This window comes from Rhodanobacter sp. UC4438_H5, assembly GCF_052978405.1.
This window is the reverse complement of sequence record NZ_CM129672.1, coordinates 2,301,303-2,326,237: the sequence shown is the minus strand read 5'-3', so window position 1 is coordinate 2,326,237 and position 24,935 is coordinate 2,301,303. Positions and strand designations below refer to the sequence as shown.

General features: G+C 65.7%; 19 protein-coding genes. 5 read left to right on the top strand and 14 right to left on the bottom strand.

What is annotated here, in order from left to right; all coding sequences use genetic code 11:
* Positions 1-13: 13 nt before the first annotated feature.
* Genes ACVCL9_RS10925 through ACVCL9_RS10910 form a run of 4 tightly spaced genes read right to left on the bottom strand, consistent with a single transcriptional unit; the run spans position 14 to position 7,057 of the window.
* Positions 14-2,881, bottom strand: a complete 2,868-nt coding sequence (locus tag ACVCL9_RS10925; RefSeq protein WP_447098110.1) for a hypothetical protein — start codon at positions 2,879-2,881, stop codon at positions 14-16.
* Positions 2,878-3,561, bottom strand: coding sequence for a DUF4391 domain-containing protein (locus ACVCL9_RS10920; protein WP_447098111.1), 684 nt, complete (start codon positions 3,559-3,561; stop codon positions 2,878-2,880). Before ACVCL9_RS10920 ends, ACVCL9_RS10925 begins: the two co-directional genes overlap by 4 nt.
* On the bottom strand, positions 3,558-6,848 hold the full coding sequence (locus ACVCL9_RS10915; protein ID WP_447098112.1) for a helicase-related protein: 3,291 nt from the start codon (positions 6,846-6,848) through the stop codon (positions 3,558-3,560). Before ACVCL9_RS10915 ends, ACVCL9_RS10920 begins: the two co-directional genes overlap by 4 nt.
* Complete coding sequence (locus ACVCL9_RS10910; protein ID WP_447098113.1) at positions 6,848-7,057, bottom strand: helix-turn-helix domain-containing protein; 210 nt, start codon at positions 7,055-7,057, stop codon at positions 6,848-6,850. Before ACVCL9_RS10910 ends, ACVCL9_RS10915 begins: the two co-directional genes overlap by 1 nt.
* 281 nt (positions 7,058-7,338) lie before the next feature.
* Between ACVCL9_RS10910 and ACVCL9_RS10905 the strand changes: the two genes are divergently transcribed.
* The 4 genes from ACVCL9_RS10905 (at position 7,339) to ACVCL9_RS10890 (ending at position 10,562) form a co-directional block, all read left to right on the top strand.
* Complete coding sequence (locus tag ACVCL9_RS10905) at positions 7,339-7,938, top strand: anthranilate synthase component II (RefSeq protein WP_447099526.1); 600 nt, start codon at positions 7,339-7,341, stop codon at positions 7,936-7,938.
* The gene (trpD, locus tag ACVCL9_RS10900) at positions 7,935-8,984 is read left to right on the top strand and encodes an anthranilate phosphoribosyltransferase (RefSeq protein WP_447098114.1); all 1,050 of its coding nucleotides are present in this window, start codon (positions 7,935-7,937) and stop codon (positions 8,982-8,984) included. Before ACVCL9_RS10905 ends, trpD begins: the two co-directional genes overlap by 4 nt.
* A 70-nt stretch (positions 8,985-9,054) precedes the next feature.
* Positions 9,055-9,849 carry an indole-3-glycerol phosphate synthase TrpC gene (gene trpC, locus ACVCL9_RS10895; protein ID WP_395120148.1) on the top strand — a complete coding sequence of 265 codons (795 nt, stop codon included), beginning with the start codon at positions 9,055-9,057 and terminating at the stop codon, positions 9,847-9,849.
* Positions 9,846-10,562 carry an HAD family hydrolase gene (locus ACVCL9_RS10890; RefSeq protein ID WP_447098115.1) on the top strand — a complete coding sequence of 239 codons (717 nt, stop codon included), beginning with the start codon at positions 9,846-9,848 and terminating at the stop codon, positions 10,560-10,562. The genes trpC and ACVCL9_RS10890 overlap by 4 nt, the downstream gene beginning before the upstream one ends.
* Positions 10,563-10,645: 83 nt before the next feature.
* Here ACVCL9_RS10890 and ACVCL9_RS10885 read toward each other — a convergent pair whose 3' ends face one another.
* Together ACVCL9_RS10885 and crp are read right to left on the bottom strand one after the other, a co-directional pair.
* Positions 10,646-11,383: a sulfite exporter TauE/SafE family protein gene (locus ACVCL9_RS10885; protein WP_447098116.1), complete on the bottom strand. Its 738-nt coding sequence runs from the start codon at positions 11,381-11,383 to the stop codon at positions 10,646-10,648.
* Between the two features lie 94 nt (positions 11,384-11,477).
* Positions 11,478-12,092: a cAMP-activated global transcriptional regulator CRP gene (gene crp, locus ACVCL9_RS10880; protein ID WP_395136028.1), complete on the bottom strand. Its 615-nt coding sequence runs from the start codon at positions 12,090-12,092 to the stop codon at positions 11,478-11,480.
* A 372-nt stretch (positions 12,093-12,464) separates the two neighbouring features.
* On the opposite strand from crp, the gene speD reads away from it, so the two are divergent.
* Positions 12,465-13,250 carry an adenosylmethionine decarboxylase gene (gene speD / locus ACVCL9_RS10875; RefSeq protein WP_136258246.1) on the top strand — a complete coding sequence of 262 codons (786 nt, stop codon included), beginning with the start codon at positions 12,465-12,467 and terminating at the stop codon, positions 13,248-13,250.
* Between the two features lie 210 nt (positions 13,251-13,460).
* Here the strand turns inward: speD and ACVCL9_RS10870 are convergent, their stop codons facing one another.
* The 8 genes from ACVCL9_RS10870 to ACVCL9_RS10835 all read right to left on the bottom strand — a co-directional run bounded on the left by ACVCL9_RS10870 (position 13,461) and on the right by ACVCL9_RS10835 (position 24,812).
* A complete protein-coding gene (locus tag ACVCL9_RS10870; RefSeq protein WP_395120145.1) occupies positions 13,461-14,378 on the bottom strand; it encodes a branched-chain amino acid transaminase in 918 nt (305 codons plus the stop codon).
* 54 nt (positions 14,379-14,432) lie between these two features.
* Positions 14,433-15,032: a DUF4124 domain-containing protein gene (locus ACVCL9_RS10865; RefSeq protein WP_447098117.1), complete on the bottom strand. Its 600-nt coding sequence runs from the start codon at positions 15,030-15,032 to the stop codon at positions 14,433-14,435.
* A 130-nt stretch (positions 15,033-15,162) separates the two neighbouring features.
* Complete coding sequence (gene metF, locus ACVCL9_RS10860; RefSeq protein WP_447098118.1) at positions 15,163-15,987, bottom strand: methylenetetrahydrofolate reductase [NAD(P)H]; 825 nt, start codon at positions 15,985-15,987, stop codon at positions 15,163-15,165.
* 76 nt (positions 15,988-16,063) lie between these two features.
* Positions 16,064-17,311 carry a carboxylate--amine ligase gene (locus ACVCL9_RS10855; protein ID WP_447098119.1) on the bottom strand — a complete coding sequence of 416 codons (1,248 nt, stop codon included), beginning with the start codon at positions 17,309-17,311 and terminating at the stop codon, positions 16,064-16,066.
* 98 nt (positions 17,312-17,409) lie between these two features.
* Positions 17,410-19,104, bottom strand: a complete 1,695-nt coding sequence (locus tag ACVCL9_RS10850) for a thiamine pyrophosphate-binding protein (RefSeq protein WP_447098120.1) — start codon at positions 19,102-19,104, stop codon at positions 17,410-17,412.
* Complete coding sequence (locus ACVCL9_RS10845; RefSeq protein WP_447098121.1) at positions 19,101-20,159, bottom strand: GNAT family N-acetyltransferase; 1,059 nt, start codon at positions 20,157-20,159, stop codon at positions 19,101-19,103. The genes ACVCL9_RS10850 and ACVCL9_RS10845 overlap by 4 nt, the downstream gene beginning before the upstream one ends.
* 295 nt (positions 20,160-20,454) lie before the next feature.
* A complete protein-coding gene (locus tag ACVCL9_RS10840; RefSeq protein ID WP_447098122.1) occupies positions 20,455-22,155 on the bottom strand; it encodes an N-acyl-D-amino-acid deacylase family protein in 1,701 nt (566 codons plus the stop codon).
* A gap of 116 nt (positions 22,156-22,271) precedes the next feature.
* Positions 22,272-24,812, bottom strand: coding sequence for a TonB-dependent receptor (locus tag ACVCL9_RS10835; RefSeq protein ID WP_447098123.1), 2,541 nt, complete (start codon positions 24,810-24,812; stop codon positions 22,272-22,274).
* Between the last annotated feature and the right edge of the window lie 123 nt (positions 24,813-24,935).

Here is a 24,935-nt window from a genome sequence, read left to right as displayed (position 1 = left end):
TGACGACGAGCGATCAACCCGAGTGGGTCGTGCGGTTGGTCAGGTGGGTGGGCAGGTGACCAACGACCACTTTGGCAGCGTCTGCGTCGTACCAGAAGTACAGTCGGAACAGGGAGGCTGGGTCGAAGCCGACGCCGGCCTTCAGGTGCTGATCCAGCCAGATGTCCTTCCCCTCGTACTGACGGCGATAGTCCTGTTTGTAGCGATGATCGTCCAGCGCGGAACCCACCGCAGAAAGCTCCAGCCCCTGCTCGGCCAAGGCCTGTTGACTGGCTTGGTAGGGGGCGGAGTCGTCCTTGTCGCGGGTACGCATGGGGACGTAATAGCGCGCGAGGTACTCCAGCGCCTTGTAGGCCAGCGGAATGTTCTTGAAAGGCGATTCACGGGCGGCCTTGGCGGCGGACGGCAACAGCACCAGCTTGTTGTCGCCGTAGATATCCACCCACTCTTCCAGTTCGTCCCACGTGTCCGGGTGGTAGCTCTCGTTGGCTGCTTCGGACTCTGGTGTTTCCTCTTCGTTCCATTGGGCGTGGAACTGATAACGGCTTCGACGCAACTCCTCGCGAGCGTCGTCGCGTTCACGCCGTGTCGCCCGAAGCTCTTCTTGCAGTTCGGCCGCCTGTGCAGCAAGTTCAGTGGCCTTGGCTCGGTGCTCTGCCAGTGCCGACTCCAGTTCGGTGCGGATAGCCTGAAGCTTGTTAATCTGTTCGTCTTTGGAAGCGGCGGCGTTGTTGGCCTGCTCACGGAGCATGACCAAGCGTTCTTCAGACGAGCGCAGACGCTGCTCGGCGAGATGTTGACGGATGATCTGGAACGAGGGCACGCGATCGTCCAGGTCTTCCGCCTCCAGGCTGATGGCGCAGGCTTCCTCGAAGAGATCGTTGACCAACCACTTGGACAGTTGGCGACTCTTCAGGGGGAAAACCGGATGCTGATAAGGGTCGGCGTCGGTGGCGAAGCCGGGGCGGTACAGTCGAACAGCATGGCCATATACCGAGCGTTCGCGTCCAAGGCGGCGGATGAGTTGTTGGGACACGGCAGCATCAATGCAGACGACGTGGGCCACCCCGGTCAGGCGTTTCGCTAAGCGCTCCGCCGAGGCGTCAATGTCGCCGACAATCACGATCACTGGCTGGACGCGTTCGGGATTCAGGATGAGCTGAAGAAGCTTGGGCGCCTCCGACTCTCCGGACAGATGCGTCGCTGTGCTGAGCAGGGCAGTGCCTGCGTCCATCAGGCCAATGTCTTTGGCGAGGTCGGAGACGACTTGCGGCACGCCACTGGCAACCGGAGGTGGAGCGTCCTCGTCGCTGCGTACCTGGATCAGCCTTAGGCCGAAGGCCGGTTGACTATCGTTGATGAGCGTCGCTTCGACGCGCCAGATCGCGCCTTGTGACATGGAGCGGCGATCATCGAACCGAAGCGACCAAATGCGCTCGCCGTCGCTCTCGATGGTGACCTCACCATCGGGCGACTCGATGTGGTTGTTTCCCGCGAGGTCGGTGGTCCGGAACCCTTTGTTGCCAAGCCAGCGAAGAATGCGTGTTCGCGTCGAGTCGAACGTTTTGTCTGTCTGCTGCCCGGTCCTGCCTAGTCGTGCAGCAAGAGCCAGCACATTGACTGTGCCGGCACGGCGGGAGAGGCGAGGGCGTACCAGCCGTGCTGCGGGCGCGCTTCCGTTTGATGGGGTGCCGGTGTGAGGAGTCTGTTCGGCACCACCCGTGTTCGCTGGTGCAAGGGGTGCCGCTGACTCGGGGGGGGCGTCAGGGTTCTCTGACGTTTCTGCGGGGGCATGAGCGGTTTCGGCATGCGCAGGCGCCGCTGATTCAGGTTCATTGCACTCGGCCAAGGCCTTCGTGATCCAGATCAGCAGATTGAGGCGATCCTCGTCGATGGATGTCTGCTCGTTCTGCGTCGGCGCACGAGCCAACAGCTCAGAACTTGTCGTGAGAGTGTCCCAAACGAAGGTTTTTTCCTTGGCGTTTTCGTCTACCTTGAAGAAGCGCCCAGTATCAAAGTCGATTCCGCCCAAAGGTGGAATACAGACCGCACGGATGTCAGTGTATTCCATCGGAAGCGTGGCACGAGTGGCGATGGTGTCTGCGGCTTCGGATGCCTTGCCTTCGGCTTTTGCCTGGATCATTAGGCCGCGCAGACATTGGTACGCCAAGCGTAGTTCGTCTATCACTTCTTCAGCCGGCGGCGCGGCATGCTCCGTCGAGGGGGCAGTTGCTGATAACCACCAAGCTCCCTCCTGCAGAGGTTGTGGCTGATTTTCAGCGCGGTTGAAGCCCAAGGTCTCGCTGGTTTGGAAACCGTATGCCTTGAATGTTGCGCCGATAATGAGTGCCTCGGCGTGGAAGTGACATGAGATCAGAGCCTTGCGATTCGGGAGGGCCGTGCGCAGCGACTCTGCGAGTGCGATGATGCCAGCGAAGTCGTTGGGGGCGGGCAGGATTGTGATGTCTGGAGGTGTGTCCAAGCTAAGCAAATGCTTCTCCCAACCCTTCTGTAGCACTTGCTGTGGTGGCTGAAAGAGAATGGGCTTGGGGCTCTTGCCGTATTCGATGTGACGATTTGCGCAGATCGTGATGGCGACTTTCTGCGCGGGCTGTCTTGCCTTGGCGTAGAGCGAGAGCCAGCGTCCACCTGCTTGCGAGTACCAACCATTGGAGTCGGCGATCAGGATGCTAAGGGTTGCCTTCTTGCTGAGTTCCGGGGCCAGGCGCGAGATCGCGAAAAACGGGGCGCCATGAATGGTGGCGAACATCAGCCGCGCTTGTTCCTTGAAGCGGCTTGTGAACTGCCCATCGCTGCGCCCTTGGATGGCGTTGGCATACGCATTCGCCGTGGCCGGTGTGTTCATCTTTTCCTCGCTCACGCGTTCCCCTCCAGCAATTTCAGGTTGTGCTTCAGCTCTCGCACCGCGGCGTTGATCTCTACCCTACGATTGAACTGCCTTTCCTTCTCAAGCTTTGAGACGGCCTTGTGCAGCTCATGCCTGAGCGCCTGCACTTGGCTGGCGCGTTCGACCAATGCGGGCAGCAACTCGCTTGCCCTGGCTGGAAGGGCGACCAGTGCCGATAGCATCTGCTGGTACAGATTGCCCAAGCTCAGTGCGGTGGGCATGGCCTTGCGTGGGCTGCTTGTGGGCAGCCATCCAGTGGCGAAGTAGTCGGAACATACCCAACGGGCAGCGTCGGCCTCGCTGGGTCGCTTGTAGGCTGCGATGACCTGGATGCGATCCTCGAAGTTCAGCTCGAAGATGATCGGGAACGCGATAGCGCTGTCCATGCCGCGGAGAACGTCATGATGCAACTCGGGTGCCCGGAGTCGCACGCTGAAGACCTGGATCTCCGGCACGCCGGGCGACGCTGGCAGATTGATCGTCTCGGGCGCCAGCTTGTACTGCCAGACGATCTGTTCGACCTGCTCGGTGAAGAGGCCTTTGAGGCGCGTTCCGACGCTGCCCTGCTCGTAGAGCTTGGCCTTGGGAACTATGCGCCCAAAGGCTGCCTTGACCGGGTAGGCGAAAAGGGCCGTGCGTGCGTGCTGGGTCATGCGGCTTCCAGCACCACGAGGAAGGCAATCAGCTCGAAGTCGTCCAGCCCGGCGATGGTCTGGGTCAGCGCCGTGGTCTTACCGACCGAGAACAAGCTGTCGATGTCGCGCTCTTCCTTGACGGCTATCATCGAGCGGATGGCCTTGCCCAGCAGATCCGAGTAGGCCTGCATGTTGCGGCCGTCTGCCGTCCCGCGGTTGAACTGCTCGCACAGCGGGAGGCAAGGCTCGCCTTTCCCCTTGCAGGCAGTGCGAGCCAGGTCGAGCAAACGCTTCACTTCGGTCTGGTCGTGGACGACGTTACCGTCGCGCCCGATATAGATCAGGTAGTACGGGTGCAGGCGGTTGTGCTGGGGTTGGTTGGCTTCCAGGTTGATTCCCGCATTGCGATTGCGCAGGGTGAAGAGCACGCCGGGCGGCAAGCCAAGCTGGGTGTTGGCAGGTACCACGGCATGCAGGCCGTTCGGGGCGTTCTTCAGATCGCCATGCGCCTTCACGTAGTTCAGCAAATCCATGCGGAAGTCGTTGAGGCCGAGATCAGTGATCGACACGCCGGCCTTGAGGTCTTCCAGTTCGATCACTTCTTCCTGCAGGCGCCGCAGTTGTTCCTTGCGGTAGGCGACGTCGTTGGCTTGGGCCGAGAGCACGTTGTCGTCGCCGGTGGCCGTGACGTCGACGATGGTCATGCGGCTCTCGACGCGTTTCTTGAGGTTGATGTATTCGTCCAGCGAGATGTCGGGCCAGTAGTTCACCAATTGGATGTTGCTGTTCGGCGAGCCGATGCGGTCGATGCGGCCGAAGCGTTGGATGATGCGCACCGGGTTCCAATGGATGTCGTAGTTGACCAGGTAGTCACAGTCCTGCAGGTTCTGGCCTTCGGAAATGCAGTCGGTGCCGATGAGAAGGTCGATTTCTGCCGGCTCCTGCGGCAATACCACGGCTTTTTCCTTCGCCCGTGGCGAGAACAGCGTCAGCAGTTCCTGGAAGTCGTACTTCGTGGCAAGCGTGGACTTGGGCCGCGTGCTGCCGGTCACCTCGGCACTGTGCAGGCCGTGATTGGCCCATAGCTCGGGTGCCAGGTTGGCGTAAAGGTAGTCGGCAGTGTCCGCGAAGGCAGTGAAGATCAACACCTTCTTGTTGCCGGGGTTGATCGGCTGGGTGATCTTGCCTTGTACCAGCGCCTTCAGGTGTTGGAGCTTCACGTCATCCGCTGGCGTGATCTTCTCCATCTCGGCGAAGAGCGTGGCGATCACGTCGCGATCGCGCTCAAGGTCGAACTGCCAGCGGGGCAGGTCCATGTCGGCCAGGTCGATCTTGATCTTGCCGCCTACGTTGAAGTCGTTGCTGCCAGCATCCAACCAGTCGTCGTCTTCCGCATCCAGGCTGTCGAGTGCCGCCGTGTGATCGGTGACGCTGCCTTTGCCGCCGTTTGTTCCGAAGGCTTCGACTTTGCCGAGCGTGTACTGGTGGTTGCCTTGCAGCATCTTCAAGGTCAGCCGGAAGGCGGCGACCGAGCTTTCCAGGCGTTTGAGCAGATTGACGGTGAGCAGCTTCTTCAGGCTTTGCTCGCGGTCTATTTGGCGCAACGCGCCGCCTCCACCCGCTACCTGGGTGTCGTACATGTCCTCGTACTTCTTGATGCGACTGGGAAGGATGTAACTGAGTGGCGCGTAGATCGCGAGATTGAGCTTGGCAAGCTGTTCGAAAATCTCGTTGAAGCTCATGACGTCCGCCCGCGTGGTCAGCGGGCAGTGGAACGACAGCGGCTTGCGGCGTTCCGGGAAGGGGCCGATATCGCGGGTGTCGTAGAACGTCTGGATGTGCTTGCGCGAGCGCGCGATGGTGACGCTGTCCAAGAGCTCGAAGAAATCGAAGTCCAGCGCGTCGAGGATGGCACGCGGCGTGCGCTGCTCCGGCGGAAGCTGCGACCAGGTGTTGAAAGCCCGCTGCGCGTTGCGGAATACCTCTTCGACTGATTTGCTGGTGCGAAGCTTCTTGTTGAGGTTCTCCGAGTCGCCTTCGTAGGCCAACGCCAGCTGGTTGCGCAGGTCGTTGAAGCGGTTGTTGACGGGCGTGGCCGAGAGCATCAGCACCTTGGTCTTGACGCCCTCGCGGATCACCTTGCGCATCAGTTTTTGGTAGCGGGTCTCGCGTTCCTTCACGGCATCGTTGTTGCGGAAGTTGTGCGATTCGTCGATCACCACCAGGTCGTAGTTGCCCCAGTTGATGCGGTTGAGTGGCGTGCCGAAGGATTCGCCGCTGGTACGGCTGAGGTCGGTGTGACAAAGCACGTCGTAGCTGAAACGATCCTTGGCGAACAGGTTGGTCTTGAGGTTGCGGTTGTAGTTGAGCCAGTTGTCCGCCAGCTTCTTGGGGCAGAGCACAAGCACCGACTTGTTGCGCAGCTCGTAATACTTGATGACGGCCAGCGCCGTGAAGGTTTTTCCCAGGCCCACGCTGTCGGCGAGGATGCAGCCGCTGTAGGTCTCCAGCTTGTTGATGATGCCGGTGGCGGCATCACGTTGGTAGTTGAAGAGCTTGTTCCAGATCAGCGTGTCCTGATAGCCCGTGCGATCGTTGGGCAGCACGTCTTCGTCGAGGTCGTCGAGGAACTCGTTGAAGATGTTGTAGAGCATCAGGAAGTAGACGCTCTCCGGAGCGTTCTCCTGGTACACGGAGGCGATGTGCTGGCAGATTTGCGCCGTGACGTCCTCAAGCTTCTCCGCGTCGTTCCAGATCTGCTCGAACAGATTCAGATACTGCGTGGCGAAGGTGGGTTCGCCGATCTTGTTGACGAAGTTGGAGACGGCGTTGCCTTGCTGGTAGCCGAGATCGACCGCGGTGAAGCCGTGCAATGGCATGTAGGTCGTCGCCGTTGCGGCGTCCTGGACGCCGGCGAACTGCTGCATCGGCGCTTTGCTGCGATTGCTGCGGAACTTCGCCTTGCGGCGTAGCCAGTCGGCGCACTCGCGGGCAATGGCGCGCTGAGTGAGCTTATTGCGCAGTTGTATCTCGAACTCGCTGCCGTAGAGGCTGCGTTCCCGATCCAGCTTGGGAATGTGGAATTCGCGCCGTTCGCGTTTCACCTGGTCGGTGACTTCGTCGGCAACGAAGGTGGGAGCGGTGAAGATGAACTGCAGCTCTTCAATCTGCTCCAGCTCGGCTTTCAATGCTTCGTAGGCGTACATTGAAAAGCAGGAGGCGGCGACCTTGAGCTTGGCGCCTGGCCTGAGTGCTTGCTTGAGGTCGTCGCCGAACAGGCGGCTGATGTTGTCGAGGAGTTCCATCAGCGGCGTCCTTTGCCCGTCGAGTTGTGCTGGTTGCTGTTGGCGTCGATCCAGCTCTCTAGCTCGGAGCGACGGAAGCGCCAGGTGCCGCCGAGCTTGAAGGCCGGGAGATCGCCGTTCTGCGCGAACCGATACACCGTGCGCTTGCCGGCCTTCAAATAGGCGGCCACCTCATCGAGCGTGAGGATTTCTCCGTCGCTTGCGGTCATGGTGCAGCTCTGCCCCCTGTAGGCTTCAGCTTGCCAAGTCTAGCCAGTTCTGGCGCAACTTCATTCGAGGCGCGATCTGACTGCGACAGATCGCCCCGTGGCTCTGGGCATTACGGAGGTCTCTGGCGTTATTTGGCAGCCTGTGGATACGTGCCAAAATGGCTTGCCGGCGTGGTTCGGACGCCCATGCAAGGTACCCAACGAAATTGCGGGTATCCATGCGGGTATCGGGACTAATATTCCGTCTGGCAACCTTTGAAAAACAGATGGATACGTCGTTTATGCTGCTGATGATCGACAACTACGACAGCTTCACCTTCAACCTCGTGCAGTACCTGGGCGAGCTGGGCCAGGAGGTGAGGGTGGTGCGCAACGATGCGCTCACCGTGGCCGGCATCCGCGCGCTGAAGCCCTCGCACATCATGATTTCCCCGGGGCCGGGCACGCCGGACGATGCAGGCGTGTCGCTGGACGTGCTGCGCGAGCTGGCCGGGGAGATCCCGGTGTTCGGGGTATGCCTGGGCCACCAGGCGATCGGCCAGGCGTTCGGCGGCAAGGTGATTCGCGCGAAGAAGATCATGCACGGCAAGACCTCGCCGATGATCCATCGCGGCCAGGGCGTGTTCGCCGGCCTGCCCAATCCGTTCGAGGCCACGCGCTACCACTCGCTGGTGGTGGAGCAGTCCTCGCTGCCGGATTGCCTGGAAGTCACCGCGTGGACGGAAAATCCGGACGGCTCGATCGACGAGATCATGGGCCTGCGCCACAAGACCCTGCCGGTGGAGGGCGTGCAGTTCCATCCCGAATCGATCCTGACCCGGCACGGCCACGACCTGCTGGCCAACTTCCTCGGCCTGCCGCGGCGGAAGCTGGCGGCATGAGCATGGTCGGCATCACGCCGCAGGAAGCGCTGCAGCGCACGATCGAGCACCGCGAGATCTTCCACGACGAGATGATCTCGCTGATGCGCCAGATCATGCGCGGCGAGGTGAGCCCGCTGATGACCGCGGCGATCATCACCGGCCTGCGCGTGAAAAAGGAAACCGTGGGCGAGATCACCGGCGCGGCGCGGGTGATGCGCGAGCTGGCCGCGCCGGTGCCGGTGATCGGCGACGATGCGCACCTGCTCGACATCGTCGGCACCGGCGGCGACGGCGCGTGCAGCTTCAACATTTCCACCGCGTCGATGTTCGTGGCCGCGGCGGCCGGTGCGCGCATCGCCAAGCACGGCGGGCGCAGCGTGTCGTCGAAGTCCGGCAGCGCCGACGTGCTGGAGGCGCTGGGCGCGTCGATCGACCTGGCGCCGGCGCAGGTCGCCGCGTGCCTGGCCGAGACCGGCATCGGCTTCATGTTCGCGCCCAACCACCATCCGGCGATGAAGGTGGTGGCGCCGGTGCGCGGCGAGATGGGCGTGCGCACGCTGTTCAACATCCTCGGCCCGCTGACCAACCCGGCCGGCGCGCCGAACATCCTGATGGGCGTGTTCCACCCGGACCTGGTCGGCATCCAGATCCGCGTGCTGCAGGCGCTGGGCGCGCGCAGGGCGCTGGTGGTGTGGGGCCGCGACGGCATGGACGAGATTTCGCTGGGCGCGGCCACCATGGTCGGCGAACTGCGCGACGGCGTGGTGCGCGAGTACGAGGTGGAGCCGGAGGATTTCGGCCTGGCGATGGCCTCCAGCCGCAACCTGCGGGTGGAGGACGCCGGCGAATCGAAGGCGATGCTGCTGGGTGCGCTGCACGGCGAACCCGGCGTGCCGCACGACATCGTGTGCCTGAACGCCGGCGCGGCCTTGTATGCTGCCGACGTGGTCGAGGACATCGGCGCCGGCATCGAACGCGCCCGTGCGGCGATCGCCAGTGGCGCCGCGCATGCGAAAATGCAGGCCTTCGTGGCCGCCACGCGGCGCCTGGCGGGAGTCCCGTAAACACGGTGCGGTTACACCGCGCGTCGCGGCCGACTACGATGCACCCGTCACCCCACCCGAGCGAGATGCCATGACCGACATCCTCAATCGCATCCTGGCGCGCAAGGCCGAAGAAGTCGCCGAGCGCCGCAGCAAGGTCCCGCTGGCCGAGCTGAGCGCGCGCATCGCCGACCTGCCGGACACGCGCGGCTTCGCCGCTGCCATCGAGGCGAAGATCGAGGCTGGCTTGCCCGCGGTGATCGCCGAGGTGAAGAAGGCCAGCCCCAGCAAGGGCGTGATCCGCGCCGATTTCGATCCCGCCGCGATCGCGCGCAGTTACGAGAAGGCCGGCGCGGCCTGCCTGTCGGTGCTCACCGACGCCGATTTCTTCCAGGGCAGCGAGGCGTTCCTGCAGCAGGCGCGCAAGGCCTGTTCGCTGCCGCTGCTGCGCAAGGATTTCATCATCGACCCCTACCAGGTGCACGAGGCGCGCGCGATCGGCGCCGACTGCATCCTGCTGATCGTCTCCGCGCTGGACGACGACGAGCTGCTGCCGCTGGCGCTGCTCGCCGCCGAGCTCGACCTGGACGTGCTGTGCGAAGTGCACGACGAGGACGAGATGGAGCGCGCGCTGGCGCTGCCGGTGCCGCTGATCGGCGTCAACAACCGCAACCTGCGCAATTTCGAGACCGCGCTGGAAACCTCGCTGGCGCTGCAGGAACTGATCGAATACGACCGCGTGCTGGTTGCCGAATCCGGCATCCACACGCCCGAAGACGTGGCTCGCCTGCGCGCGGGCGGCGTGCAGGCGTTCCTGGTCGGCGAGGCGTTCATGCGCGCCGAGGACCCGGGCCGCGAACTGCGACGGTTGTTCGCCAACGCATGAGCGCCCCCGTCGAACCTGCCACGGCCGCGCCGGGGGATGACGCGGTCGCCGCGCCGTGCGAGAACACGCCGCGCGTGGTGCTGTTCGACTTCGATGGGGTGCTGATCCACGGCGATTCCTTCGCCCTGTTCGTGCGCAGCCGCTATGCCGGCTCGGCATGGCGCAAGGGCGTGGCCTTGCTGGCCTCGCCGTTGTTGCTGCTGACGTGGCCGCTGTCGCGCCGCCTGCCGCTGTACCTGCTGGTGCGGATCGCCTTGCTGGGCCTGCGCGAGCCGCGATACCGGGTGGCCGCCGATGCCTTCGCTGGCGTGCTGGCGCGACGCCCGAAGCAATTCTGCCGCGAAGGACTGAGCCGGCTGCGCCGGCATCAGGCGCAAGGCGATCGGGTAATCGTGGTGACCGGCTGCGAAGAGACGCTGGCGACCGGCATCCTGCGCGAACTGGGGCTGGCCGGCGTGGAAGTGGTCGCCTCGCAGCTGCGCCCCGGCTGGCTGGGCATGCGCCTGCGCCGGCACAACGTGGGCCGGCGCAAGGTGCAGTCGCTGGCCGAGCACGGCGTTGCGGCGTGGCAGGTGGCCTACGGCGATTCGATGCACGACGTGGCGATGCTCAAGCAGGCTGCCGAGGCGGTGCTGGTCAACGGCACGCCGAAACTGTGCAAGAAGGTGGAGAAGGCACTCGGCCGCACGCTGACCCGCGTCGAGTGGTTGTGAAGGCCGGAGTTCGGCGCGCGTAGGGCGGGCACCGCCCGCCGGCTCGTGCTCAATGGGATGAAACATGGCGGGCGGTGCCCGCCCTACGCGTGCAGCAGCTGCACCAGGCTGATCGCCACGATCAAGGTGCCCACCGCGGCCATCACCGCGCGTTCGGGCAGGTGGCGCACGAGCCACGCGGCAAACGGCGCGGCCAGCACGCCGCCGGTGAGCAGGCCGAGCACGATCGGCCAGTGGCCGACGCCGACGTGCCACGCCAGGGTCGCGGAGATCGAGGTGGCCACCACGAACTCCGCGGCGTTCACCGAGCCGATCGTGCTGCGCACGCCACCGCCGCGGGCGATCAGGGTGCTGGTGGCCAGCGGTCCCCAGCCGCCGCCGCCGATCGCGTCGAGCAGGCCGGCGAAGAAACCCAGCACGCCGGTGTGCTGCACCCGGTGCCGGCTCAGCCGCTTGCCGAACGCGCGCAGCAGGACCATCGCGCCGAGGATCAGCAGGTAGGCGTTGATGAACGGGCGGATCGTCTCGCCGGGCACGCTGGCCAGGAAGGTGGCACCGAGCACGCCACCGATCGCGCCGGGTATCGCCAGCTGCCAGAACAGCGGCCAGCGCACGTTGCCGAACCAGGCATGCGAGGCGCCGGAGGCGCAGGTGGTGGCGATCTCGGCGGTGTGCACGGTGGCGCTGGCGACCGCCGGTGGCAGCCCCAGCGCCAGCAGGATCGAGTTGGACACCAGCCCGTAGGCCATGCCCAGCGCGCCGTCCACCACCTGGGCGAGCAGGCCGACGCCGACGAAGAGAAAGAACTGTGCGAAGTCCAAACGCCGTCTCGCAGCCGGGGCGGGAGACCATGCTCGACTGGCGGCCGTAAAAACCCGGTTCAGGCGAACCGGTGGCGGTGCCGGCCGGGCGTGGTCAGCGGGTGCCGCGGATCACGATGGTCTTGCCGGAGACGTCGATCATGCGCTGCTCTTCGAGCTGCTTGAGCACGCGGCCGACCATCTCGCGCGAGCAGCCCACGATGCGGCTCACTTCCTGGCGCGAGATGCGGATCTGCGTGCCGTCCGGGTGGGTCATCGCGTCGGGCTCGTCGCACAGGTCGAGCAGGGTGCGCGAGATGCGGTTGGTGACGTCCATGAACGCCATGCGGCTGACCTGGCGCGAGGTGCGCAGCAGGCGATTGGTGAGTTGGGCACCGATCGCGAACAGGATCTTGGGGCACTCCTCGCGCAGCGGGCCTTCCATCAGCTGGAACAGCCGCTCGTAGCTGACCTCGGCCATCTCGCACGGCGTGCGCGAGCGCACCACCGACTCGCGCTGGGCCTGCTCCACGAACAGGCCCATCTCGCCGATGAACTGGCCGCGGCTGATGTAGGCGAGGATCAATTCGCGGCCCTGCTCGTCCTCGGTGCATACCGCCAGCGAACCCTCGACCACGTAGTACAGCGTGTTGGCCGGATCGCCGGGACGGATGATCGCGGTCTTGCCCGGGTAGCGCCGGCGGTGGCAGAGCGCCAGGAAGCGCTCCATCGAGGCGGGGTCGGGGGCGAAGCCCAGTGGGGCCTGCGAGCGTTCGAAGGCCTGTTGCAACTGGTATTTCAGGTGTGGGGCCACGTCGACTCCTCAGGTCAGGCAAGGTTCTGCGGCGCTTGTCGCCTCCGCGGCAAGCGTGACCGCAATCACGTCAGCTTGCCCCGCATTATGGCAAACATGCCGATTGGCTGCAGGTTCATTTCCTGACGCGTTTGCCGCATACTTCGCGGTCTTTCGACAGCGGCAACGTCGAGAGCATGCCACCAACCAAGGGTCGCAGGCACCAGCCTGTGCTTCACACCAATCGCGGGGACCCTTGTCGCTAACCCGCCTCTACAGCCGGCCGCCATGGCCCATGGAGAGTCGCTCGTGGTCAAACCGCTTCCCCGTCTTCGCCTGCAGGGTTTCAACAACCTGACCAAGGCGCTGAGTTTCAACATCTACGACATCTGCTATGCGGTGTCCGAAGAGCAGCGCCAGCGCTACATCGAATACATCGACGAGCAGTACGACGCCGACCGCCTGACCCAGATCCTCACCGACGTGGCCGAGATCATCGGCGCGAACATCCTCAACATCGCGCGCCAGGACTACGATCCGCAGGGCGCGTCGGTGACCATCCTCATTTCCGAGGAACCGGTGGTGGAGAAGCTCGGCCGTGATTCGATCGCCGGCGCGGTGGTGGCGCACATGGACAAGAGCCACATCACCGTCCACACCTATCCGGAGACGCATCCGCACAACGGCATCGCCACCTTCCGCGCGGACATCGACGTGGCCACCTGCGGCGTGATCTCGCCGCTGAAGGCGCTGAACTACCTGATCGACAGCTTCGAGTCGGACATCGTGGTGTGCGACTACCGCGTGCGCGGCTTCACCCGCGACGTGAAGGGCAAGAAGCACTTCATCGACCACAAGATCAATTCGGTGCAGGACTACCTGGCGCGGCACATCCGGCAGAAGTACGAGATGTTCGACGTCAACGTGTACCAGGAGAACATGTTCCACACCAAGATGCACATCAAGGACTTCGACCTGGACACCTACCTGTTCGAGTCGCACGCGGACGACCTGTCGTTCAAGGAACGCCAGCGGATCGAGTCGCTGCTCCGGCGCGAGATCGAGGAACTGTTCCACGGCCGCAACCTGATGTGAACCAAGAAAACCCGCCGGAAGGCGGGTTTTTCGTATCAGGCCCGTTTGGGAGGTGCGAGCCGAAGATCCCTTCTCCCTTCGGGAGAAGATGGCGCGCAGCGCCGGATGAGGGTGCGGGGCGCCGCGTTGAATACCACAAGGAACGCTGCCGCAGCGCGCTCCGCCCGTACCCTCTCCCCAACCCCTCTCCCACGGGGAGAGGGGCTTCCCTCAGACCTGTTCCAGCCAGCCCCACTTGTCGTGGGTGCGGCCGTCGAACAGGCCGAAGAACAGCTCCTGCAGGCGCAGCGTGACGCGACCGGCCTTGCCGGCGCCGACCTGCTTGCCGTCGACCGAGCGGATCGGGGTGATCTCGGCGGCGGTGCCGCACATCAGCACCTCGTCGGCCAGGTACAGGTACTCGCGCGGGATGTCGCGCTCGACCACCTCGATGCCGTCCTCGCGGGCCAGCGTCTTGAGCGTGTCGCGGGTGATGCCGGCAAGGATCGAGGCGCTGGCCGGCGTGGTGTGCAGCACGCCGTCGAAGACCAGGAACAGGTTCTCGCCGGCGCCTTCGCTGAGCAGGCCGCTGGAGGAGAGCGCGATGCCTTCGCCGAAGCCGAGCCGGCGCGCCTCGCGCGCGATCAGCTGGCCGGAAAGATAATTGCCGCCGGCCTTGGCGCCGGCCGGGATGGTGTTCGGGGCGAAGCGCTGCCAGCTCGACACGCAGGCGTCGATGCCGTTCTGCAGCGCTTCCGGCCCGAGGTACGGGCCCATCGGCCAGGCGGCCACGGCCATGTCGATCGGCGTTTCGGCGGACAGGCCGAAGCCGCCCAGGCCGCGATACGCCACCGGGCGCAGGTAGGACGCGCCGAGCCCGTTCTTGCGGATCACCTCGCGGCAGGCGGCGGCCAGCTCCTCGAACGAGTGCGGCAGCTGCATGTCGTAGATCTTGGCCGACAGGAACAGCCGGTTCAGGTGGTCGGTGAGGCGGAAGATCGCCGCGCCGTCGGGCGTGGCGTAACTGCGGATGCCTTCGAACACCGACGAACCGTAATGCAGCGCGTGCGACATCACGTGGGTAGTGGCTTCGGCCCACGGCTTGATGTGGCCGTTCTGCCAGATCCATTCGGGGTACTGCTGCGCCATGTTCGGTTCTCCATGAAGACTGCACATGATAGCGCGTCGCTGCGGGGGCGGCGTTTACGGCGCGTTGCGCAGCCACAGGCAGCCGGCCTGGCGCACGATGTCGAAACGCCACGTGGAACCCGCGCCGTCGGCGCCGGCGGTGTGCAGCACCAGTTGATCGGGCGCGACGGTTGCCGCTGGAGCAGGGTCGCCGGCGAGGGGCGGCCAGTTGTCCGGCAGCGCCGCGGCGGATGCCGCGGGAGCGGGCAGGTCGACCTGCAGCAGCGGTTGTTCCATCAGCGTGGTCAGCGCGCGGATGTCGGCGATCGCCGCACCGCGGCCGTAACCGTCCCACAGGATCAGCCCGCCCATGCGGACGCTGTCGCGCCGCGCGAACGCATCGATCACGCTCTGGCGCAGCTCCTCGATGTTGGCGGCACACAGCACCGGCGGCGGCCCGCTCGGCGCGGGGGTATCGGTGGGCGTCGCGGGGTTGACCGGCGTGGCGCGCAGCGCGGCGCACGGCTGGTCGGTGAACACCGCGCCGCCGTTGGCGCCGATGCAACGATGGATCGGCGTCTGCGCCGCCGCGGGGGCGGCGCACGCAAGCAAGGCCAGGCTGAGCAGGGCGACCAGGCGCAACATCCGGTCAGCATAGCCGTCCCGCGGCGCCACGAACGACTTCCCGTTGGCGCATCACCATCGCAGGAGCCTGCTGGCGGGCGATGCTCTTGCTTGCAAATCCCCGCCTCAAAGGCATCGCCCGCCAGCGGGCTCCTGCGGGAGGTTGTGCGCGGTGGTGGTTTCAGGCCAGCTGCTGCAACACCGCCTGCGTGGCGCGGGCGCGGTTGAGCGTGTAGAAGTGCAGCCCCGGCGCGCCGCCGTCGAGCAGGCGACGGCACAGTTGCGCCACCACCTCGGCGCCGAGCTCACGCACCGCATCCGCATCGTCGCCGTGGGCCTGCATGCGCTTGGCGATCCAGCGGGGGATTTCCGCGCCGCACATTTCCGAGAAGCGCCTGAGCTGGCTGTAGTTGGAGATCGGCATGATGCCCGGCACGATCGGCACGTTCACGCCAAGTTTGCGCACGTCGTCGACGAAGCGGAAATACGCATCCGGGTTGAAGAAATACTGGGTGATCGCGCCGTTGGCGCCGGCGTCGATCTTGGCCTTGAAGTGCATGAGGTCGCGCAGCGCGTCGTCGGCCTGCGGATGCGTCTCCGGGTAGGCCGCCACCTCGATGTGGAAATGGTCGCCGCAGTGCCGGCGGATGAAGGCCACCAGTTCGGCGGCGTAGCGGAAGTCGCCCGCCGTGGCCATGCCCGAGGGCATGTCGCCGCGCAACGCCACGATGCGCCGATAGCCCGCCGCGCGGTAGCCGTCGAGCAGCGCGGCGATCTCCGCCCGGGTGCCGCCCATGCACGACAGGTGCGGCGCCACGTTGAGCCCGTGCTGCGTATGCAGCCGCGCCACCGTGTCGCCGGTGTAGCTCAGCGTGGAACCGCCGGCGCCGAAGGTGACCGAGGCGTATTCGGGTCGGTGCGCCTTCAGCGCCTGCGCCGCGCGGTCGAGCTGCGCGCGCTGGTCGTCGGTCTTGGGCGGAAAGAATTCGAAGCTGATCGACGGCATCGCAAGGGTTCCGGGGTCACGGTGCCCGGCAGTATATATCTTCGATTCGCGATGGAGCGATATATGCCGTCCGGGTTCAGTTTGCCGGCGGCTCGTTCGGCGCGGCGGCCGGCGGTACCGGCGCCTCGCTGGGGCCGTGGTGGCGCCCGGTGCGGTGGGTGGCGATGCGCCACGCGCTGGACAGGCCCGGCAGCGGATCGTCGAAACGGAACGTGTGGTAATGCGCGCGCGCCCACTGCCGCAGGATCTTCGACCACGGCTCGCGGGCCTGCCGCGACTGGCCGCGCACGGCGTTGATGTCGCGCTGCAGGTTCACGCAACCGGCGCCGACCACGTAATCCGGCGCGGCGGCATCGACCGGCAGGCCCAGCGCGTCCTGCCAGGCCATTTCGCACACGTTGACGCCGCAGCGCGCGGCGAACTCGACATAGGTCCAGGCGCGGGTATTCACCTCGAGGATGCGGAACTGGCCGTCGCGGGCATCGCGCTTGAACTCGGCGCTGAAGATGCCGCGGTAATCCACCTTCGCCAGCAGCGCGGTCAGGTTGGTCGCCGCCGGCTCGACCTGGGTCAGCGGGATGCTCTCGCAGTACGAGCTGTTGCCGAAGTCGGCCGGGTGGATGCGGAAGCGTCGCCGCGCGAACAGGCCGGTGAAACGTCCCTGCGCGTCGCGGAAGCCGTCCACGAAATAATGGTCGGCGGCGGTGCCGGGCACGTACTCCTGCGCCATCAGGCGGAAGCCCAGGCCGTGCAGGCGCTGCCAGGTTTCCAGCAGCTCCTCGCGGCTGTGTACCCACACGCCCTTGATGCCCAGCACGTCGCTGAACTTCTGCGAGTTGACCGGCTTGATGAAGACGCGGTCGAGCCGCTCGAACGGCATCGCCGCGATGTCCGCCGCGCTGTCGATGCGGTAGGTCGGCGGGTGCGGCATGCCGGTTTCGGCCAGCAGCGCGGCGAAGCGCGACTTGTCCTGCAGCAGTTCCTGCGTCTGCCGCGAGCAGGTGCTGGTGCGGAAGCGCTGGCCCAGCTCGCTCTGCGGCAGGTCGGCCAGCCACAGTGCGGCGTCGTCGGCGCCGGCGATCAGCACCGCCTCGTCCAACGGCAAGTCACGCAGGTGGTCCAGTGCCTGCGGACCGGGCACGCCATCCCACGCCGTCGGTCCGGGCGTGGGCCGGAACCAGCGCGAGCGCGTCACCTGGTCGCCCGCGCGGCAGGCCACGTAGGTCGGGATGCCGGCCAGTTTCAGACAACGCAGGATGCCCAACGCTGTGGGGCCGCAGCCCATCACGATCGCCGGCACGTGCCGCCCGTCCCGCTTGCCCATGGATGTTTCCCCTGATCGCCGCATGCGTGCGCTCGACGCCGCGCCTGTGCGGCCATGCTAGCACCCGCGATGGCCACCGGGCCGCCGCGCGTGGGGGTTCAACGGTGCAGGTGGCGCCACCACCTGCGCAGCCGCGAACCGCGCAGCCGGCTCTTGGCTCGCAGCCAGTGCATCGGTGCGGAATCGCCCACGCGCACCTCGACCAGGGTCACGCCGGGCGCCTCGATCGCTGCGGCCAGGGTGGCCTGCGCATCGCCTTGCAGGCGTACGTGCGTGGCACCGACGGCCGCGGCCAGGGCGGCGACGTCGACGCTGTCGAACTCGGTGCCGTACGCATGGCCCGAGCCGGCCAGTTGCTGCATGCGGATCAGGCCGTAGGCACCGTCGACGAACACGATCACGGTCAGCCGCAGCCGTTCGCGCACTGCGGTGAGCAGCTCCAGCCCGGACATCGCCAGGCCGCCGTCGCCGACCAGCGCCACCACCGGCCGCGCCGGATCGGCCAGGCAGGCGCCGATCGCGGCGCCGATGCCGAAGCCCATCGACTGCAGGTTGGTCGGCACGATCAGGCCGCGCGGGCACAGCACCGGGAAGTGGCGGCGCGCCAGCCCCTGGTGCTGGCCGGAGTCGGTGAGCAGGCAGCCGTGCCGTGGCAGCGCCTGGCGCAGCGCGGCGAAGAACGCCTGCGGCTGGCCGCCGTCCACGCCGTGGATGCGCGGCTCGACCCGCCGCCGGTCGCGCTCGTCGTCGGCGCGCCGCCGCCACTGCGCGATCTCGTCGTGGCTGAAGCCGGCATGGCCAGGCTTGGTCTGCAGCCGTTGCAGGAGGGCGGCCAGGAAGGTCGCCGCGTCCGCGCATATCGCGTGGCGCGCGGGATAGTTGGCGCCCAGCACGGCGGCACTGGCGTCGACGTGGATGAGTTTTTCCGGCGGCAGCCGCAGCTCGAAGCCGCGGCTGCCGTTGTGTGAGAACTTGCAGCCGATCGCCAGCACCGCGCCGCTGGCCTCGACCAGCGCGTTCAGCGTGCCGCACTCGTTGCCGGCGAACGCGAAGCCGAGCGACAGCGGGTGATCCTCGGCCACCACGCCGCGCCCCGAGGTGGTGGTGACCACCGCGGCGGACAGCGTTTCGGCCAGCTGCGTGGCCAACCCGGCCGCGGCGGCGCAGCCCTGGCCGAGCAGCAGCATGCAGCGACCGGCCTGGCGCAGCGTGGCCAGCACGGCGTCGAGTGCGGCCTCGTCGAGCGGTGGCGGCGAAGGAGGCGCGACATCTGCCAGCGGCGCCGCTTCGCGCAATGCATCGCTCGCAAACTGCACCAGCACCGGACCGGGTTCGCCGGCGCCGGCCTGTGCGTGTGCCGCGAGCAACGCGGGGGCGATCCCGGTGGCATGGTCGACGTGGTACTGGCCCTTGCTCAGCGGGCCGGCGATCGCCGCCTGGTCCAGCGCCTGCAGCTGGAACTGCTGTCCGGGCGAGCGTGCCGGCTGCATGGTGAGGTGCAGCAGCGCGGCCGAATCCAGCGCCGCCTCCGCCAGCCCGGTCAGTGCCCAGGTGAAGCCCGGGCCGGGAATCGTCAGCAAGGCGGCGATCCGCCCCGAGGCGCGGTAGTAGCCGTTGGCCATCATCGCCGCCGACAACTCGTGGGTGGCCACGACACTGCGCAGCGGCGCGCGGCGCAGCGCCTCGTACAGACCCGTGGTCTGCGTGCCGGGCAGGCCGAACACGCAATCGACGCCGGCGCGCGTCAGCGTGGCGCAGACCAGTTCGGCCCCGGAAACCACGGGCTCGCTCATTCGGCCATGCCGGTGGGGCGGCGCAGGGCACGGTGCACGCCGCGGCGGGCGCGCTGCGGCAGCGTGGTTGCCCAGTCGCCGAGGCGGAAGCGGATGTCGTCGGCACGCGAGACCTCCAGGCACAGCGACAGCTCGCCGCCCATCTGCGACTTGAACGTCGTGACGGGGTTGAGTTCGGCGTCGGTCAGGTCGTTGGCGCGGTAGCCCTCGGCGGCCAGGTGTTCCAGCGCGCGCCAGCGCAGGAACGCCGATGCGCCCAGGCTCAGCAACGCAGCCTCGGCGCCGGCGCAGACGGTGTGGCTGACCGGGTGCGGCCCGGTCAGCACCAGCTGGCTGGCGGCCACGCGGCCGTCGGGCATCCGTGCGTGGTAGAGCCGGCCCAGGTTGCGTTCGCGCAGGGTTTTCACGAAGCGGCGGAACGCCTCGCGCGGCAGGTACAGCGGCGCACCCTTGCGCTCGTGGGTCTGCAGGTGCAGGTGGTGGAAGGCGTCGAAGTCGTCGTCCATGCTCAGTTGCAGGCCCTGCTCGGTGCAGCGCCCGATCAGCCGGCGATGGTTCTTGTCCACCCGCGTCCATGCGCTGGCGAGGTCGCTGATGTCTACCACATAAGTGTAGGTCGGCTGCACGCTCCAGCCGCGCGACTGGAACGTGCGCAGGTCGGTGCAGGTGGAGCGGCTCTTGAAGCGCAGCCGCCCCAGCGGCAGGCGCGCGAGCGCGTGCTCCAGCGCATCCATGGTCTGCAGCCGGCGCGAGGTGGCAGTGGCCGGGCAGCTGCAGGCATGCGGCACCAGCACCAGGCCGTTGTAGTAGAGCAGCCGCCGCGGCGACACGAAGGCGCCGCGGCGGTCGCTGCATTCGAACAGCGCGATGCCGCCCACGATGTGGTCGTCGCGCTCGGCGGCGAGCACGCGGAAGCGGCCGCCGGTGGCGGCGCACAGCGCGTCGAGATACTCGGGCAGCGAATACACGCTGCCATCGGGGGAGGCGGCGACCGCGGCGACCCAGCGCGGATAATCCGCGGGATCGAGTATGCGGGTTGTCGGTAGCGTGGCCATCGTCGCGCGTCCTTTTCGCTGGAGAGAGCGTCAGCGAGGCGCCTGTCGAGGCGCCGTTCCACCGTTGAGGGTTCCCCTGCGAACCTCCCGGCGGCTGTCTGCTCGCCCGCCGGTGCGCCATCCTAGGCCACCGCACGGCTTGCGTGCAAAGCCCTCCGGCAGCCGGCTGCGCCGCCATGCGCGTACGGTGCCAACAAGAGAGCGGCCCGAAGGCCGCTTGAAGGGTGGGGTGCAGGGAGTTGCCGAATCAGCTCTTGCCACCGAAACCCCAGTACCCGTTCCTTTCGGAATTCGGCTATCTGCCGGAGTAAGCCGGACCGCGCAATACCACTCCCGGCAGCGCGTCCGTCATCTTGCCGCCATCGATCACCGGGACCCCGTTGACCAGCACATATTGCATCCCGACCGACAGCTGGTTCGGGTCGGTGAAGGTGGCGACATCGCGGATCGCAGCCGGGTCGAACACGACGATGTCTGCCCACATGCCATGCTTGAGCACGCCGCGATCCGGCAGATGCACACGCTGCGCCGCCAATGCGCTGAACTTGCGGATGGCGTCCGGAAGCGTGAGCAGCTTCTGCTCGCGCACGTACCTGGCGAGAATGCGCGGAAAGGTGCCGTAGGCGCGTGGGTGCGGACGATCCTTGCCGAGCAGGCCATCGGGCGAGGTTCCCTCATAGTCCGTGTCGATCGAAACCCACGGCTGCTTCAGCGCCAGCTCGACATCGGACTCCTGCATGCCGAACACCACCGAACTGGTGGCGGCGTTGTCCTTGATCAGGAAGTCGCAGATCGTGTCGATCGGATCCTCGTGCCACTCCGCTGCAATCTCACTGACCCGCTTGCCGACGTACTTCTGCAACGCCTTGTTGTTGACGCTGCCGATCATGATGCCGTGCGCCTGCTCGATGGCCGCGAGCCACTCATTGTCCCAGGCATCGCTGGGAGTGAGCATGTCCTTGCGGATGCGCGCACGCGTGGCCGGATTCTTCAGGCGTTCGATCAGTTTCAGGTTGCCGCCGTCATGGGCCCAGGGCGGGATGAAGGCCGACAGATCGTTCTGCCACGCGGTATAGGCGTAGGTGTCCGCCGCCACGTCGACGCCGCTGGCACGAGCCGCGTCGATGCGCGCGATCACCCGTGCCATCTTGCCCTTGAGATTGCCGGTGGCCTTGAGATGGAAAATCTCCACCGGAATATCCGCCTCGCGGCCGATCCGGAAGGTTTCGTCCAGCGCAGCCATCTCGGCATCGCCCTCGTTGCGCATGTGGGTCGCGTAAATGCCGCCATGGCGTGCGGCAACCTTCGCCAGGGCGATCAACTCGTCGGTTCCGGCGTAAGGCGCCGGCGTGTACTCCAGCGCCGTGGACAGCCCCAGCGCACCTTGCTTCATCGCTTCCGCGACCAGCGCCTGCATCTTCTTCAACTCGTCCGGCGTGGGTGCGCGATTCTCGTAGCCAATGACCATCTCGCGCACTGAAGTGGCGCCCACGTACGTGCCTACGTTGATACCCATGCCTTGCTTTTGCAGGCGCGCGAAATATTGTTCGAACGTGCGCCAGTCCGGCGTTATCCGATAATGCGCGTACGCCGCCTGGCGTTGCCTGATCATCTCGGCGTCGAGCGGCGCCACCGATTCGCCTTCTCCGGTGATCTCGGTGGTGATGCCCTGGAAGATCTTCGACGGCACATGCGGATCGACCAGCATGGTGATTTCCGATTGACCAAGCATGTCGATGAATCCCGGCGCCACGACCAGGCCGTGGACGTCGATCATCTGCCTGGCATGCGCGTCGGCGAGGTTGCCGATCGCGGCGATGCGACCATCCTTCACGGCGATATCGGCCGCGTACCAGGGCGAACCCGTACCGTCGATGATGTGGCCGTTGCGGATGATGGTGTCGTACTCGACGCCGGCAGCCGCAGATGGCATCGCTGTCGACAGCCCGATGGCCGCGACAATCGACATGCAAGCGGTGCGAATGAAGACGGGCATGAACCACTCCCCTCAAAGGGCCATCTGTCGGCGAGGCGTTGCCCGCCATCGGGCGGGCGACGAAAAGCCCTGGCCGACGCCAGGGCTTTCGTCCGGTGCGGCAATCGACCGCTCGACTAGAAATCCTGCTTGAAGCTGATGCCGAACGTGCGCGGCTGGCTGAAGCCCGTGTACACCTGTCCATTCGGGTATTCCGGCACCACGCCGTGCGCACCGCAAACCGTTACCGCACACTCGGAGAACTTGTACAGCGCGGCGCGCTTGTCGAACGCGTTGTTGATATAGGCACTCACCGACCAGTTGTCCCCCTGGAGACCGGCGGAGAGGTCGACCGAATTGTAGGCAGGCAGTCCGCCATAGAGGCTGCGATCGAGCAGGAGCAGGCTCGTCGTGCGGTCCCCCACATGCGTCAATGCGCCCTGGACGAAGCCACTCTTGCTGCCGACATCAAAGGTATAACGCGCGATGAGGTTGCCCTTGAACCGTGGCGTGATGGGCAGGCGGGTGCCCGTTGGTGCCAGCGGCCCGTCCACCGTGTCGCCCGTTTGTGTATTGATCGAGCCGGCCGGACAGTCGGTGACGGGGCGGTTGTTGTTGTCGGTGAATCCGCAGTAGTTGGCGGTCAACTTGGCGTCATACAACGCGATGCCGGCGCTCAGCTGCAGGTTGTAGGTCGCCTGCCAGTTCAGCTGCGACTCCAGTCCGTCGATGCGGGCCGAATTGGCATTGAGGATTTCGGAAATACCGTTCGGACCCGTGATGTCGAACTGGAAATTATCCCAGGTCTCGCGGAACACGGCCCCGTTGAAGGTCAGCCGATTGTCGAACCACGAGGTCTTCCAGCCGAGTTCGAGGTTGGTCAGGAAATCCGCCTGATAGGGCGGCAGCGACGCGTTGCGATTGATGCCACCCGGGCGATAGCCCTCGGACCGGGTGAAATAGACCATGGCATGGGGTGTGGCATGCCAGGTCAGGTTGACCTTGTTGAGCGACCCGCTTTGCTTCACCCGCTTGTTGAAGTCCAGACAGGGCGCGCCCTCGAATGGCTCGGGCGAGATGCAGCCGGCCTCGCCGTAACTCGAGCCGGGGAAATAGCCCTCGCTGAAACCGAAGAAGCCGTAAAAGCTGCCGCTGTCGCGGTAATAGCGCTCGCCGATCGTGCCCGTGAGGACATCGGGGATGAAGTCCCACGACAGTTCGCCGTACACCGACTGGTCGCGATCGTAGCGGACCTGCCGGCTCAGATAGAGGGTGTCCGGCCAGCCGGTAACCGTCAGCGAATCGGCCAGGCCGCTGATCTTGTACTGGTACTGGATATCGTGTTTCAGCTTCTGCCAGAACGCGCCAGCGACCAGACGCAGGCGATCGTCGCTGGGCGAGACAAGACGCAGTTCGTGGCTGTTGTTGGTGTAGTGATCGCGGAAAAACGGATGCTGCGACGGATCGATCAGGTCTCCGCCGTTATCGTAAAAATAGACACCGGAGCCGTACAGGGTGTCGTACCAGAATGAGTAGTCCGTGTAGTCGGACTCCTGCTCCTGGTTGCGCTTGAGGTGCGCGTAGGCATAGGTCGCATCGAAATTGCCGATCTTGCCTTGCACGGTCAGCGCGCCCTGCCACCAGCGATCGTTGTTGCGTTCGGGAAAGAAGTGCGTGACGGCGAGATCGCCCACGCTCGGATCGCTGGAAGATGAACCGTGGGAGATCGTCTGTTGCCCCATCAGCGTCGGGCTGATCGACCAGTTGTCGTTCAGGTCCACTTTCAGCGCGGCGCGTGCGCCCTGGGTGTCGGCGTCGTTGTAGTGCTTGCGGGCGTGTCCGTGGCATTGCAGCAGCACGCCGGGGGTGCAGTCGTCGGCGTTGCTGATGGTAATGCCGGAAGACGGGTAGGTACGCGTGCCGGCCTTGTTGTCGATGTAGCCCGCATCGTGTTCGCGCCAACCCACGAGGCGAATGGCGGCACTCTTGCTGAGCGGAATGTTGACCATGCCCTCGACGGTGGAGCCGATGCCACCGTGTGCAACCTTGTTGGCGCCGAGCGTGTAGTTTGCCGCGAAAGCGGCGGGGTCGGGCGTGTTGGTGATGATGCGCAACGCACCGGCTTCGGCGCTGGCGCCATACAACGTACCCTGCGGTCCTGCCAGCACCTCGATGCGGGCGATGTCGTACATGTGGATATCGACCGGCCCCTGGATCGTGGTGATCGGCTGGTTGTCGAGGTACATGCCGACGCTCGGCCGCGACCCGGTATAGTCCCCGCCGCTGCCGCTGCTGACACCGCGCATGTAGATGATGGCAAAGCCTTGCGCGCCATTGCCGCCACCGTTGTCCTGAAAGGACACGCTGGGCAGGTACTTCACGTAGTCCTTGAAGTTCTGGACGTGCAGGGCCTCGAGTTGATCCTGTGCCAGCACGTTGATGCTGATCGGCACCTTCTGCAGATCCTCGGTGCGCCTCTGCGCGGTCACCGTGACCGTACCCAGGGTCTTGACCTTTTGCGCTGCCGCCGAGGTCGTCGCGGCCGATGCGGGCTGCTCGGCAACATCCTGGGCGAGCGCTGGTGCGGCCACGGCAAAACCGATCGCCGCCGCGAGCGGCAAGCGCGCCAACATCACCCGCTGCGCCTTGCCACCACACTTGAAATGACCTTTGGACATGATCTGCTACCTCCCCCGTGAGCGTAACGGAGCAACCAAACCTGCCGAGCCTTATCGCAACCTGATGAAATGCCCCGTGGGCCTCGCAGGCGCGTCGCCATGGGAACAGGCCAGCACGGTGGC